The organism is Flavobacterium agri (assembly GCF_013401995.1).
Taxonomy (GTDB): domain Bacteria; phylum Bacteroidota; class Bacteroidia; order Flavobacteriales; family Flavobacteriaceae; genus Flavobacterium; species Flavobacterium agri.
Map to the genome: position 1 here is coordinate 295709 of NZ_JACBJI010000005.1, position 17297 is coordinate 313005.

3 protein-coding genes and 1 pseudogene are annotated in these 17297 nt (G+C 47.8%); all 4 read left to right on the forward strand.

Features of this window, described 5'->3' with window-relative positions; genetic code table 11:
- Window positions 1–221: 221 nt before the first annotated feature.
- Window positions 222–626, forward strand: coding sequence for a hypothetical protein (locus HZF10_RS13305; protein ID WP_176006707.1), 405 nt, complete (start codon window positions 222–224; stop codon window positions 624–626).
- A gap of 618 nt (window positions 627–1244) precedes the next feature.
- A pseudogene (locus HZF10_RS18220) lies at window positions 1245–2030 on the forward strand (NIDO-like domain-containing protein); the annotation flags it as partial.
- 21 nt (window positions 2031–2051) lie between these two features.
- Window positions 2052–6581, forward strand: coding sequence for a RemA C-terminal-like gliding motility protein (locus HZF10_RS13310; protein ID WP_176006708.1), 4530 nt, complete (start codon window positions 2052–2054; stop codon window positions 6579–6581).
- 313 nt (window positions 6582–6894) lie between these two features.
- A partial coding sequence (locus tag HZF10_RS13315) for a GEVED domain-containing protein (protein WP_176006709.1) occupies window positions 6895–17297 on the forward strand: 10403 nt, incomplete at its 3' end.

The window sequence follows — 17297 nt, forward strand, 5'->3', positions numbered from 1 at the left end:
ATATAGGAACCCTTCTTTTACGGAGGGTTTTTTTATGCTTTTGCCTCAGATGTATAACAATGGCGTTCGATAAAAAACATGTTTACACTGACCAAATAGATCGTATTCGACGAAATGCAGGATTAAACGAGTTTTTGGGCAGTTGGTCGAAATTATTTCCGATGGGCAACCCCATGGCTTAATTTTGTCATGTAGTTAATAACCAACAGAAACCAAAAGAAATGAAAACTTTAAACTATACATCAACACGCCAGGATATCCTGAAAACCAATGCAGATGCTACGGCTATGCGTTTGTTCGTGTTGTTGGTTTTCCTTTTGCTTTCTTGTTCGGGAGTTTTCGGTCAACAAGCCAAAGTTCAAAACGATGAAACTTTGGTTGCAATCGAAAATGTTACAGATAAAGGAGAAGAAGTGAGGTCGGAAACCAACGACGCCAACCGCCAGATCGAATTGGTTCAGTGGTTCATGGGCGCTAAACAGGTGAATCCTTCACAACCGGCTCAAACTTCACAGAAGTCAGAGACTACCAAAAAAATCCTGATTAACGCGGGAATGACGCCGAACAGGATCTTGAGCCGTACGCTGCTTAAAAAGGCAATGCAGTACGAAAACAACATCGCATAATTAAGGTCTTATTTTATAATTTTTAGGTTAAGTTAGTTGGACAAAAACCTTCCGTGGCAGGAAGGTTTTTTTGTTTTTATACCTCACAGAATTTTGATAGATGTATTTAAAAGACAAATTACTTCTGAAAAATTGCACATGATCTAAAGCCTTATCTATAAATTTTGAATGACTCAGTCAGATAAAAACAGCCTTCCATGACCGGAAGGTTTTTTGTTTTTTGCAAGTGTTGTGTCGAGGATTTCTTAAAGTGCTGCATTTTTCTCATTAAGGCGTTAATAACCAGTATTTAATGTTGATAAATTGCAAGTCTATCGCGTTACTTTTTGATTAAATTTGATTTTGTTAACTGTTGTAAGAATAGTTTCAATAATAACAATATTTAACAGTTAAAATGTCAATTTTCGTGTATTTCGTCGGTAAAATTAGTAGGTTAATCGATAAAGTGCATGTTTTATGATTCGTGAGCTTTTCTGTTTCAAGTTTTAGTGTAAATTTATCCGCTTTAGCATTATTTTATCGTTAATTCATTGAATATAATAGCGGTGAAATGGCGATTTTAAGCGGTAAAAAACAAATTTTTCAATAAATACCACAAAACCCCCTAAAACCCCGATTATGATAAAAACATTACCCCGAATCGGTAACGCTATCCCTACAGTGTTCCGGACGTTTTTATTGTTATTATTCCTTGTATTGGGAATTTCTTCAAGTGGACAGGTTGCGTCCAATTATACTCTTGAGCAACTCCAAATAACTCCTAGTTTTTCTCCTTTGGATGTAAATACCAAAGTGCAAATTCATCAAGGCAACGCATGGAATGATGCAGTAAGTAATATTGGTATTGGTTTCACTTTCAAGTTTAATGGTGTTGATTACACTACAACCAATGTTTCCACGAATGGCTTCGTTACGTTTGGGACAACATTACCAGCTAATAACACCTATTCTCCAATTGCTAGTACAGAAGGATATGCCGGAGCCATCTCAGGGTTTGGATTTAATTGGCTCGTCAATTCGATTGCGGGCACCCCTCAAGCAAATAGTGTTTCTTATATTTTAGACAACACAGGGGGCGTAGGAAATAGAATTCTTAAAATAGAATGGAGAGGAGTAAAAAGAGCAGCTGCAGATTCCGCCACTTTAACATTCCAAATTTGGTTATATGAAACATCCAATCTTATCGAAATTCGATTTGATACTCAGACAGCGGCATTTGCCGCAAATGTGAATGGTCAAATTGGATTGAGAGGGGCATCAGGAGACTCAAATAATTTATCATGGCCTTCTACAGGGGTTTGGCCTGCATTGCCAGCCGTAATGACGTCGCCGGCTGTCTCCACTGATTTAGTCAATATTCGAAATACAGGTGTAAAAATAGCGGCTACTTCAAATCGCTTATTTAGATGGACGCCGGTAAACTGTTTGGCACCATCGGGTCTTGCGTTGACTGCAGGATCGGCCACCTCCAACGGTGGTACATTTACATGGACTGCTACTTCACCTGCTCCATCAAACGGTTATCAGTATTATTTCTCGACGAGCGCGACGCCTCCAAACGGAGCTACTACGCCAAGCGGAACGTCTGCGTCTGCATCGGCTACCATCAATACGATGACCAGCGGATCGACGAATTACGTTTGGGTCCGCTCAGATTGTGGCGGCTCGTATAGTTCGTGGACAGGGCCGGTATCGGTTACGACATTATGCGCGCCTGCTGTGGAAGAGTACTTTAACTTCTTCGATCAATCGGGTCCTGATTATATTTATACGGCTCCGGCAATCCAGCCTTGCCATTCCATCCAGAATGCTGGAGCGGCCAATAACTGGTATACGACTGCTACGCCTTCGGTCGTGGACGGTTTCTATGACGAGCACCTCGAGTACAATGCACATGCATCCCAAACGGCGAACGCCTGGTGGTACACTACAGGAGTTACATTGACGGCAGGTAAGACCTATCAGCTGTCTTATTTATATGGCGGATCTACCAATTTCTCTTTCCTTACCAATAAAATGGAAGTCAAGATCGGTAGTGCTCCGTATAATTCTTTTATGACCACTTTGATTGACGATCATCCGAATATCAAACACGGAGCACAATATAATTACGTAAACTTCACCGTTCCGAGCTCGGGTACTTATTATTTAGGCTTCCATGCGTATTCGGCAGCCAATATGGGTAAGATATTCCTTGATGAGATCCAGCTTGTTGAAGGGATTTGTATACAGCCGACGGGTGTCACGGTGACATCGCTTTCTGCAACTGCCGCCACGATCATTTGGAACGCTCCGACGCCGGCACCTGCAGGAGGTTATGCGTATTATTTGTCGACATCGCCGACTCCTCCTGGTAACAATACCACTCCGACTGGCTTTACCAGTGCAGGAACTACGGTGGTCAACCTTCCGGGGTTGACAGGCAACACAGGATATTATTTCTGGGTGAGAGGCAATTGTAACGCCGGTGACTATAGTATGTGGTCGGCGGTCACGAATTTCACTACTCCGGTGCTTCCACCTTATTGTTTCCCGACTACGGGACAAACCAATCCGGGTTATATCAGCAATGTCACGACTACGAATGCCGTGGCCAACATAAACAATTCTTCGGCTTGGACTTCTCCGGGCAACGTAGATTATACTTCCCAAACAATTATTGAAGCTCAAGGAGGTTCTTTCGATTTTTCTGTTGGTCTAGATGACGGCGTTGGGTCGGCTGGAATTGCTGGTGGAGTCGGAGTGGCTGTTTTTGTTGACTGGAATAATGATGGCGATTTTGTCGATGCAGGAGAACAGCCTTTCACAACTTTGTCTTATACAGGAGGCACGCAAGGAACAGTAACGGGAACCGTCAACGTTCCAGGCGGAGCAACATTAGGGGTTAAGCGCATGCGTGTCCTAATCGATTGGAATGATGCGACCCCGGCACCGTGTGTATTCGCTGGAAGCGGTGAACTTGAAGATTATAGCATAAAAGTAGTTGTCGCTCCGCCGCCATTGACTTTGAGCAGTACAAGCCAAACGCAATGTGCGGGAACAACTACTGCATCTACGGTAACTATTACTTCAGGATTGGGCAGCTATGATACCTTCACCTGGTCACCTGCGGGAGGCGTTTCAGGAACTGCCTCTACAGGTTACACTTTTAACAATGGTTCGACCGTGACATATACGCTTACGGCAACACAGACTAGCGGAGATTATAGTGTCAACACGGCTCAGTTTACGTATGTGGCAAACGCTTTGCCGACGCCTATTACGATCACTTCAACACCAACCGGTGCCGGTATGTGCCAAGGTGGAACGGCTGTACAATTGACTGCGAGTGGAGGTGTTGTTTCAGGATTGCCGATCCTCTCAGAAAACTTCAACTCCGGAGCTCCGGGTTGGACGACCGTTAATAACGCGACCGGAGGAACTCCAGCCAACTCGGCTTGGACAATCCGTCCTGATGGTTTCGCCCCACTTGGACCAAGCTGGTTCGGTACGATAATCCATAGCAACGATGCCTCATCATTTATGTTCTCTGATTCCGATTCTCAAGGAATTGGTTCAAATACGAATAATGAATTGATTTCACCTGTATTCAGCCTTGCTGGATTTACGGCCGCATCACTCAGTTTCTGGCATTTTTACAGACAATGGACGCCGAGTACCGCGACAGTCGAAATCTCTACAAATGGAGGTGGAACTTATACACAATTACCAGGATTGATTTATACGAATGTCAATCAGGGAGCAAATGCAAATTTCGCACAAGTAGTCGCCGATTTGGGAGCTTATCTCGGGCAAACCAACCTAAGAATCCGATTCAAATGGGTAGCCACTTGGGGCTGGGGTTGGGCTATCGATAACTTCCTGGTTTCAGGAAACGCTACCTCTGCGATTACTTGGTCACCGACCACCGGACTCTTTACAGATGCATTGCATACGAATGCCTATACAGGAGGCGGAACGACAACGGTATACGCATGGCCAAATACGACCACTACATATACTGCAAGCGCAAGTACGCCGTCACCGGTTTGTTCAACCACTACGACACAAGCCGTTACCGTGACTCCGATCGTGGCCGGAACCATCAGTTCCGATCAGAACGTCTGTTCAGGAAATGTGACGAATATAGTGTTGACCGGACAGAGCGGCACTATCGCGACATGGCAGTCGTCTACCAATCCGGCGTTTAGCACACCTACCAATATTCCGGGATCTGCAGGCGCAACTACTTTGACCGGAGCCATGTTAGGGCCAGTTAATGCGACTACGTATATAAGAGTTCAGATCACCAACGGAACTTGTACTTTCTACACCAATACCGTGACGCTAACCGTAGATTCGACAACATGGACGACGGGTTGGAGCAATGGTTTGCCAACCGCAGGAAAGAGAGTGGTGTTTAACGGAAATTATACTTCTACAGGAGACATAAATGCGTGTAGTGTGGCGGTAATTTCAGGAAACGTTTCTATTCAGCCAGGCCATTCGCTTATTGTCGAAAATCAGGTGAACGTTACCGGAGGGCAGCTTATATTCGAGAGTGATGCGAGTTTGGTGCAAATCAGCGATGCGGCCGTCAACACAGGCGCAATCACCTATAAGCGCGAAACGACTCCGATGAGAGTGTACGATTATACGTATTGGTCTGCTCCTTTGTCGGGAATGAATCTTGACGACGTATCTCCTGATACCCGATTCGATAAGTACCATCAGTTCAACGTAGCGACCGGACAATTCCAGACAATTCCAGATACCAGCATCATGACGCCGGGTCGCGGTTATATTATGAGGGCTCCAGACGGATGGCCTTCCGTTCCGACCGTGTTTACTTCAGTCATGACGATGGGACCAGCCAATAACGGAGTCATCACTTATCCGGTTTCGCTTTCGGCGCCGGCAACCAACCTCAATTTGTTGGGTAACCCTTATCCGTCCGCTTTGGATGCAGATGACTTCCTTACCAATCCGACCAACGCCGGATTGATCAACGGAACTATTTATTTCTGGACGCATAATACAGGTATCACGAATCAGCAGTATAACAACAACGATTATGCTTCGTATAACCTGTTGGGAGGAACGGCAGCAGCCAACTTGGGTAGCGGAAACAACAGCGCCCCGACCAAAAATATTGCCGCTGGTAACTCGTTCTTCGCCACCGCGACCGCTAACGGAAGCGTTGTATTCAACAACAGTATGAGGCTTGCGGGCAGCAACGATAATTTCTACAGGCCTGCCGCAGCTAAAAATGCCCAAATGCCAAATGTTCTCGAAAAACATCGCATCTGGCTCAATATGACAGGAGCTGCTTCAACGGCTTTCAAGCAGACTTTGGTCGGATATGTCACCAATGCGACTGTGGGAATGGATCGTGATTTTGATGGCGATGCAATCGAATCGATGAATTCGATCAATTTCTATTCGTTGGTAGAAACTACCAAGTTGACCATTCAAGGACGTCCGTTGCCTTTTGATACTTACGATCAGGTGCCTATGGGATATCGCGCAAATGTTGCGGGTACTTACAGCATCGCGATCAGCTCTGTTGACGGTTTGTTTGCCGACGATTCGCAGAATATCTATTTGGAGGATTTGCTTTTGGGTACGATCCACGATCTTAAGTCGGGCGCGTATAGTTTTGCGACTGCCACTGGCGAGGTCAACAACCGATTCGTGTTGAGGTTCACTACACAACAGCTTCAGGTGGGCGATCCCGTTTTCAATACCAATTCGGTGATTGTTTTTGAGAAAGATGACGTAATCCATATCAACTCGGGCAATGCCGTGATGGATAATGTAAAAATATTCGACACCCGCGGAAGGCTGGTATTCGAAAAGAAAAATGTAGGAAGTACGGAAACCGAAATCGCTCATTTGGGTGCTGCCGACCAGGTACTGATAGTTCAGGTAACTTCTGTTGACGGTATTGTCGTCAATAAGAAAATCATCCATTGATCAATAATTATCCGGCAAGCGGCTTGGGTCGTTTGCCGGATTTTTTGTCTCTAGTCGTAAATGGTTAATCCTTTGTTAAAATTCTATTAGCGCCAAACAGTACTCTACTTTAAAGGTGAAAGTCTTCCGCACGTCCCGGGAGATTTCGCGTCTCTACTACTCAGGAATTTTTCCTGTTAACCGTAATTAATTAAACCCAATTTATTTATTTATGATTGTAAACTACGATTCTCCGGATCGAGGCAGGAACTCTCGGCTCGGAAAAAAAGTGGATGAAGTCGGCGGACCTCCGCCATGGCTGAATTCCCGGGTCATGAGAAAATCATGGCTCGCGATGTTGTTGTTTATGTTGCTTTTGGCTCCTTTTGGAGGCTTCGCGCAAAACATCAGCAATTATGCATTTTCAACTTCCAACACCGGAAGTTTGGAAGACTTGACAACCGGAGCGACTTCTATCACTACCGGAAACCAGGATTCTTATGCCTCATCTGTCCTTGCCATCGGCTTCGACTTTTGGTTCATGGGCGTTAAGTATACCCATTATAGTGTGGGTTCCAATGGTATTTTGCGACTGAGTACGTCATCGAGCGACTCGGCCATCAGCGGTACTTACTATGGAGCCAGCTATTCGTCCGGAGTTGCCTATTTGGCAGCGTTCGGAGGTGATAATGAGGTGAACGGTGGTATCCGCGTGAAAACGATCGGATCGGCCCCGAACCGTAAATTCGTAATCGAATGGACACAGTTCTATGCGAACTGGAATCCCAATCTTACGAATGCAGGGAACCTTCAGGCCTGGCTCAGCGAGACCACGGGTGTGATAAACTATGTGTATGGGGAAATTTATAACTCATCGTCTTCTTCGGTCACCAAGCCTATCTTTATTTCGGCTGGTAACACAGTTGCCACGGCAGGACATGTTTTGATCGGTTCTCCGGCGACATTTGTTCCGGCTGCAACAGCTGCGAACAATACTATTGCGGCGGGAAGCGGGACTACGACCGGTTCTCCGTTGATTGCTAATCTCGGGTCAAGCGCCAATGGAAGTAGGGTAGTCTATACCTTTACACCTCCGTCAGGCAATACTTCGACACCTACAACTTTTACATCATCGAACGTTTCGGCTACCAACATGACCGTAAACTGGGTAGATGCTTCGACATCTGAAGGTTATTTTACAGTTGGAAGATCGACTTCGCCAAGCGGACCTTTTACGGTAATAGGGGCAGTCACCACGACTACTTCTGCTGGTACGGGCACTGTTTATTCGTTTCCACAGAGTGGGTTGACTGCCAATACGACCTATTATTACGAGATTACCGCGTTGAATGAAACGGGCGGTACATCACCTGCCTTGACTGGATCTGCATCGACTATCGGCCAAGGAACTTATGTTTGGAACGCTACTGCGGGTTCGGCTTCATGGGCATCATCGGCAAGCTGGACTCCGGCAAGGACGATCGCAGATCCGACCGATATCCTTCAATTCTCTAACGGAGGAAGCTCAACGGCCACCGATATCCCGACCCAAACTGTCGGAACGGTTACGGTTTCAGGTAATACGGCTGTGAATTTCCAATCGGCTGCGGCTTCAACGCTTACCATGGCAGGTCTTACGATCGATGCGGGAAGCAGCGTGACGTCTAACGGTACTGCCGCTGCTTTGTCAATGGCTTTCTCGTCTGGTGCGGTCAATACGATCAACGGAAGGCTTGAGATCGCCAATGGCGCTTCGGCTAACGGTATCAGTTTCAGCAATAGCGTTACGACTGTAGGAACTACGGGAACTTTCGCTTTGGGCGGAACAACCGCGGCATCCGTTACAAGTTCAGGAACTACTTTGACGATTAATGGAACGTATGAGCATAAGTACAGTACGGTTGCAGGAACTATTCCTACGGCAACTTGGGGTGCGGCTTCTAACGTAAACATACTAGGATATACTACCGCTACTTCTGGAGCGGGTGGTCTTGGGCAAAACTTTGCCAATTTCACTTGGAATACGCCATCGTTGTCGGTTGCGTTGAACATGGGATCTTCAAGCACTACAGGTGTTAGTGGCGCATTTACCGTGACAAGCACAGGAACAGGTTCTGTTCGTTGGGCAACGACCGGTGGATACACGCTGAACATTAACAATTACACCCAAACCGGAGGTAATTTCCAGCTTTCGGATGGTTCTTCAGGAACAAGTATGGTCATGAACGTGACCGGAACATTCAACCAATCGGCTGGATCATTCGGTTCTTCGGGAACGGGCACGAACAACCCGACATTGAATTTCTCGGGAACTTCTGCCCAAAACGTTTCGTTTTCGGCTCAACCAACCGGACCGATCACGTACAGGATTTCTAACGCGAACGGAATCAACCTCAACGGAAACTGGGGAACTACGTTCAACATCGGAAGCGGCACCATCGGGGCTCTTAGAATCTCGACTGCAGCCGCAAACCCGGTAACGTTCGGAGGTACTTTGACAGGGTTCCAATACAATGCCGCAGGAACAACGTTGACTTATGACGCAGCGGGATCGTACGCTTCAAGGGCTTCTGAATTCCCATCGGCTTCAGGACCGCTAAACGTAACTGTCGCAGTTGGTTCAGGAAATGTTTTGGATATGCCTTTCTCTAGGACTATCGGTGGAACGTTGACCATGACAAGCGGTGATATTAACCTTAGCACGAACAGCCTTACTTTGGGAACAAGCTCTTCTGCGCTTGGAACACTATCGTATACGGCTGGTAGCATTCGCGTCACTACAGGTTCGATGACACGTTGGTTCGGTACTTCGGGCCTTCCTACAAGTGCCAGTACGGCAATCGGACATTTCCCATTGGCATCTGGTATTTCGGCGCGTAATGCCTCTGTTTACTTTAGTGCGGCTGGCGCTTTGAGTACAGCTGGTACTATTACGGTAAGCCATAACGGGGCAAACGGAATTTCGGCTGTATCTCCATCATTTACAGACGGGGCTTACACCGTAGATACACGTACGAACGGATCTTGGACTTTCGCTACCGGAAACGGTATTGCAGCATCTGGAACAATTAACCTCCGCTTGACTTCAGGCGGTATGATCGCTTCTGCTACGCCTGCTAACCTAAGGGTGATTCAGGCTGCCGGTGCGGTGGGTACACATGTAGCTGGTACGACTTCGGGATCGAACTATCTTGTTGCGCGTACAGGATTGTCTGTTGCACAATTGGGTCAGACACATTATGTCGGTTCTGCAGCTGCAGATATGAATCTCGTTTACAACTCGATCGCTTCTGGAGACTGGAATTCGCCTTCTACCTGGAGCGCGGGTTCCGTGCCGACTTGTGCCGATGCGGTGACCATTGCGTCCGGACACAATGTAACGGTAAACTCTGCTGCTAATGTTGCTAAAAACGTAACCATTAACTCTGGCGGAACACTTACGGTGGCTTCCGGAGACCTTACTGTCGGATGTACGCTTAACAACAACACGTTGGCAATTGCTGGTACACTTACCGTGACGGGAGGTTCGTTAAAAGTAAACGGAAACTTCAACCTTACGGGTAAATTCAACCAAAGCGGCGGTACGATCGCAGTGGATGGAAACAATGGAGGCAGTACCACGGGAAGCGTTGCTTCGGGAACAAATATTGTGAATTTCGCCGTTGCGGCCAATGCGGATATTGTTCTTACTGCGGGTACTTTCACAATTGTCGATCCACATACGGCCGAGACCACTACGTTCTCTGCCAATATTCCGACCGTAGGGGCTACTGAAGCCACAGGAACACATACGTTCAGATTTGGTGACGGCGTTTCTGCGGATGCTGGTTCGGCCATCGGCTTCCAATTCTATTCATGGGCCGGAACGGGGATTTTCAAATTCCGTAACGTAATCGTTGAGAGTGCAAACAGCGGCGCGAACCGTTTCGTTTACCTCAGTGGTACGTTCTATAATTTTGTCGTGGCTGGTGATATGACCATCAATGCGGGCGGTGAATTCAGGAATAATGGTACAAGTGCGTCTAGTGGTGCCACTTATCTTGCAGGAAACCTCGTGAATAACGGTACGTTCACTTCGGCCGGAGGCGTTACTTTGGGCAACGCAGTGTCCTCGAGTATTACGTCGCTTTCGGTAACACCTTCAACTGTTGCACAGACCGTTTCAGGTTCAGGTACTTTCCGTAACCTTACTGCTTCACCGACAGCGAACTTCAATTCGGTAACGATAAACAATACCAATGCGACAGGTGTCACATTGAACGTTCCGCTTTCAATCAGCGGTACGCTTACGATGACTTCCGGTTTGGTCAACACGAGCTCTACCAGCGTGCTTCAATTGGGAACGGCTACCGCTTCGGGATCATTGAGCGGAACGCCTAGCGCGACTAGCATGATCGTTGGTCCGTTTGCACGTACATTCGGCTCGAGTAGGACTACGACGGGTTCTTATACAGTTGCCGGTGCATCGCATTTCCCTATCGGAAAAGGAGGCGCTTATACACCTGTATTTGCAGATCCTAACACTACATCCGGTGGTTCGGTTATCGTAAAAGCCGAAGCTTTCACGTCTAACTCGGGTACACAAGGAACAGGCGTGACGTCTCTTTCGACGAACCGTTACGAAGCTGTCGTTACTTCGGGAGCTGCGAACCTTACCAATATGTATGTTCGTCTTAACGATGCGGCTATAGCTTCTAGCCATAAGATCCTTCAGGCGTCTTCTGCTGCAGGTGAGTATTCGACCATTTTGCCGAGCACTACTTTCGCTGCAGGTAATTTGACGACTGCAACTCCTATTTTGGCTGCGAATTACACAGGATATTTCGCATTCGGAAATATTCTTCCGTGCGTTATGCCTGCCAACCAGCCAACGGCATTCGTCGCTTCTGCGATCACGAATACTTCTTTCACCGGAAGTTTTACTGCGGCAGCGAGTAACCCGACAGGTTATCTTGTCGTGCGTTATCCTTCAGCATCTGCTATTACAGATCCTGTTGACTTTACGCTTTACGCCGCCGGAAACGCTCTTGGAGCCGGTACGGTTGTGTATTTCGGATCGAACGCTACGTTCCCTGCTACAGGTTTGACTGCAAGTACGGCTTATGATTTGCGTATTTATAGCTTCAACAATACTGGCTGTTCAGGCCCTGTCTACAATGTGACCAACCCGCTTGCGGCTACTGTCACTACTTGTGCTTCTGCAATAGGAGTGCCGGGAACTCCAGTAATCAGCAATCCGTCTACTACCGGATTTACTGCAACCTGGACGGCATCCTCTACTTCTGGTGCGACGTATTTGGTGGATGTGGCTACAAACAGTACGTTCACTACGTTCGTTCCGGGTTATCAGAACTTCGATAACGGAACGGCACTTTCAGTCAACGTGACAGGCCTTGCGCATTCAAGTACATATTATGTACGCGTGCGTGCGTTAGTAGCACCGTATTGCAGTAGCGGTTACTCGTCTACTGCTACAGGAGCAACACTTTGCGAACCTATTGCAACCTTGCCTTGGACAGAGAATTTCGATTCTATGGCTACTATCGGTTCGAACATTCTACCTATTTGTTGGGTACAGCAAACCGGCTCAAGTACATGGACCAGTTCGAATGCTGCGAGCAACACTTACAACGATCCTAGATCGGGAGCTCAATACATGACCATTTATTACGGATCTACTCCGGATTATCTTTGGACACCAGGTTTTCAGTTGGCTGCCGGACAATCTTGCGATTTCAGCTTCTATTTTGTAGGTGACAACACTTCCGGATGGAACGCTGAAGTTTTGGCTAATGCCACGCAAAGCAACACTGGTGCATCTACACTTGGTGCGCCTTTCATTGCGGGTTCAACGACAACATCCGGATCAACCTATACTTTGGTTACGAGAACATTCACAGCACCTTCGGCAGGAGTATATTACTTCGGCGTGAAAGCTTACACCAGTTCTTTTTCACCATTCTACCTCGGATTTGACGATTTCCGTCTCCAATTATCTCCGACTTCGGTTTCTGGATTTACTCCTTCTGCAATATGTCAGGGTGGAGGAACGACGGTTACAGTTAGCGGTACATCGTTTACAGGTGCTACCGCCGTAAGCTTTAACGGAGTTCCTGCCACATCTTTCACGGTTGTTAACGGGACGACAATCACCGCGGTAACTCCAGCAGGTGTTACAGCAGGTGCGATTTCGGTAACGGCTCCACTTGGAAACGCAACTAGCGGATCGAACTATACTGTTACACCTATGCCTGTAGTTTCAGGTATAACTGGCGCACCTTCTGCTTTGTGTTCAGGTGATACTACCGATTTGGACAACGCCACTCCAGGTGGAGTATGGGCATCTTCCAATTCTGCTATCGCGACTGTTGACGCTTCGGGAGTCGTGACTGCTGTTGCAGGAGGTACTGTCGATATCAGTTATTCGGTAACAGATTTGGGTTGTACTACAAGCGTAACCGCTACAATCGTAGTAAATGATCCGATTGTTTCTTCGAACCCTGTAGCGCAAACAGTTGTTACGGGAAGTACAGCTACATTCTCGGTCAATGCGACTGGTGCTGTAGTTTCTTACCAATGGATGGTATCGGTAGACGGTGGCGACACTTTCGAGCCTGTTGTAGATGAAGATTTCTACTCTGGCGCGACTACAAATACATTGACCATTACCGATACGCCGGAATCATTGAACGGCAATTTGTATATGGTGGTGATCACGGCTGAAGATCCTTGTCCTCCGTTCGAGTCTGGCTTGGCCGTCTTGAACGTTGGTGATACGGGAATCGCAACCGATCCTGCAAGCATTACTATTTGTTCTTCGGGAACAGGAGAGGCCCAGTTTACTGTGGTTGCTTCTGGAACTGTAGATTCTTACGCTTGGCAAGTTGATCAAGGTCTTGGATTCGAGCCGATCACAGACGGCACATTTGGTAGCGTAACTTATTCAGGTGCGACTACAGATGTATTGACCGTTTCTGGATTGACTCTTGCCAACACAGGTTGGAATTTCCAAGCGGTGGTTACAGGACCTGCTAATGGTGCAACTTCTAACCCGGCTACCTTGACCGTTAACGAAGGTGTTGCCATCACGACCGATCCTGCATCTGCAAGTTCTTGCTATTCTGGCGGCAGTGCTGTGTTTACAGTGGCTGCATCTGGAGCCGTTTCGGGTTATCAGTGGCAGTATTCTACAGATAACGCAACGTTCAACAACGTTACTGCCGGCGTTCCGGTTGGAGCGACGTATTCTGGTGCTACTACGGCTTCGCTTACTGTTAACACTACTGCAGCTACACCTGCGGCCGGTACTTATTTCTATCGCGCAGTCGTTAATGGAGCAGCTCCTTGCGCCGCTGTACCTTCGAATGGTGCCCAAATGCAGATTTACACTCCTGTAATCGGCACACAACCGTCTCCGGCTACTGTGTTTGCAGGAAATTCTACGACGTTCACCGTGTCTACATCCGAACCATCGCCTTCTTACCAGTGGCAATATGGTACATCGGCTTCCGGACCTTGGTCGAATGTCGTGAACAACACCCCGGCAAACATCACCTACGCTAACGGTACTACCGCTACGCTTACCGTGAATGTATTGGGTGGAGCTGCTGCGGCTGCAAACCGTTACTATAGAGCTGTCGTGACTTCGGCAAGCTGTTCGGTAAATTCGAACTCGGCTTTGTTGACTACGACAAACTATTGTTTCCCTACGTATACAGCAGGACCTGGCACAGTTGACCAGATCGCGAACGTTACATTGGGTACGCTCAACAACAGTACAGGTTCGTCTGCATCTCCGTATTATACGGTATACGACAGTGCGACTGTTCCGGATATCCAACAGTTGACGACTGCAAACATTTCTGTCAAGTTTGGAAACGATACGACCAACTATTGTGCGGTTTGGATCGACTTCAACCAAAACGGAGTGTTCGAATCTTCTGAAGGTGTCGCTTCTACGGCAACTTCTGGCGGATCTACTACCGCAAACGGAACGAGCATCGTTTCTCTTCCTGTTCCATTGTCTGCAATTCCTGGAAAAACAAGGATGCGCGTACGTGGTGGAGAAGACGTTCCGGTTCTTCTTACACAAGCTTGCGGTGCGTCCAGCGATGCCGACGGTGAAGCGGAAGATTATTTCGTAAATATCGTTGTGGCTCCAAACTGCTCAGGAACTCCTGCGGCGGCTACTGCTTCGGCTTCGCAATCTTCGCTTTGTATCTCTGGTTCTGTAGTGTTGACAGCAACCAATATTCCTTCGGGAGCGATTGGGCTAAGCACCCAATGGTATAACACCGTTACAGGTGCTATTGCCGGAACTGTTAACAGCGCTACATATACTACGCCGACGCTTACTGCGAACGCATCTTATTTCCTTCGTGTGACCTGTGCCGATTCTGGTTTGTTCTCAGATTCGAACACCGTAACCATTACGGTCAATAACCCTACGGTAACTAATACTGCGCCGGCTGCACGTTGTGGAGTTGGTACGGTGACGTTGGGTGCTACTGCTTCGGCTGGTGCTCAATTGAACTGGTATGCTGCGGCTACTGGAGGGTCGGCAATCGCTACAGGACCTAGCTTCACGACTCCAAGCATTTCTACTACTACCGATTATTTCGTATCGGCTAGCAGCGGAGAATCAACCGAGGCAGGCGGAAAACTTGTCCCTACAGGCACGTCTACTTACATCGATACGCTAACTGGTATCGTATTCAACGCCACTTCGGCATTTACGTTGAACTCGGCTCAGATTTATGCCGTGGGTACAGGTAGCATTACTGTTGGCCTTTATAGTTCTACAGGTACAGAGTTGATGGCTACTTCATCTATTCCTGTAACCGGTCTTGGAACTACTACGCCTATCACGATCCCTATCGGTTTCGCGGTTCCTGTAGGAACAGGATATCGTTTGATGATTAAATCGTATACAGGACTTACCGGAATTGTACGTGATGGTTCGCCTAATGCCTATCCTTTCAACACACCTAGTTGTTCGGTGACTGGCGGATACTTCCTAGGCTCTTCGGCCAGCTACTACTTCTTCTATAACCTTTCGATAACTACTCGTTGCGAAAGTGCTAGAACTTTGGTAAAGGCTACGGTAAACACGCCGCCTGCGCTTACGTTGAGCGGTACGTCTACGACAATCTGCGCTGGTACGCCATCGGCTCCTGTTGCAGTGACGTCTAACGTTGCGAGTTTCGATTCGTATGTTTGGTCGCCAGCTGGAGGAGTTTCGGGTAATGCCACTTCAGGCTTTGTCTTTAACCCATCGGTAACTACAACTTATACGTTGACAGCTTCCCAGACAACAGGAAGTTTGTGCGCCAACACGGCTACGTATACGGTTAACGTGAATCCGGTTCCTCAAACGCCAATCATCACTCCTGCCAGCTTGACTGTGTGTTCTTTGGATGCACCTACCCAATTGACAGCTACGCTTGGGGTTGCGATGACCGCTATGTCAGAGAACTTTGATACAAATGCGCCTAACTGGACCATCACGAATGGCTCTAGCTCGCCTGCCGTATCAAACTGGGCATATGTTGCGGCACCTTACACCGACCAATCAGGTTCAGCGAAGTTTACGAACTTCAGTACGCCTAATGGAGGCAAGTTTGCTTTGGCGAACGCGGATGCTGGCGGAAGCGGATCGACAACCAATACGGTGTTGACTTCGCCTACTTTCAGTACTGTCGGTATGCCAAACGCAAGACTTACTTTCGAGCACGCTTACAGATATTGGGCTTCTGGCGACACTACTGTTAAAGTCGAGATTTCTACTAACGGAGGTTCGAACTGGACCCAGTTGGCCGATATCAAAGGCACAGATGTAGGAGCAACGACTAACGACGCCCAAACGACAGTAAATGCGTCAATCAGTTTGAATTCTTATTTGAACGAAGCCAATGTCAAAATCCGATTCAACTATGTTTCTACATGGGGTTATTATTGGATTCTTGACAACGTAAAAGTTGCTACGACAAGCGGAACCGAACCAATTGTTTGGACGCCGTCTGCAGGCTTGTTTACAGATGCGGCCGGAACTGTTCCATACACCGGAACGGCTACTGCAAGCGTTTACGCCAAGCCTACTGTTTCTACCCAGTACACGGCTACTGCTACGACTGGGCTAGGCTGTACTAGTAGCTCAAACGTTATGATCAATGTGAATACTGCTGTCACTTGGTATGTAGACAACGATTCTGATGGTTATGGTAATTCTGCATTGCCGACTATCGTTTCGTGTTCGCAGCCTGCAGGTTATGCTGCCCAAGGTGGTGACTGTAATGACACTGTAGCGGCAATTAACCCAGGCCATGCCGAGGTTGCTTTCAACGGAATCGATGATGACTGCGACGGCACGATCGATGAGGGCAGCCAATTGTTCTCGCAAGTACTCGCGTCTCAATGCGGTACTACCTTGACGTCCATCAGTTCATTGATCGGGGCCGTGAGCTTCGGAGCTCCAGTCGACGGATACCGTTTCCGCGTGGTCAACACCACTACGAACGCTGTACAGACCATCGACCGTACGGTTCCGAACTTCAGCATGACCATGCTGGCCAGCTACGATTACGCCACGACGTATTCCATCAGTGTGATGCTTCGCCGCAACGGCATCTGGCTCAACTACTACGGAAATGCATGTCTGGTGTCTACACCGGCCGTTCTCGATCCGGGTGGGGCTGCAGCCGTTACGCCTTCACAGTGCGGTATCGTGCTTCCTAGCAT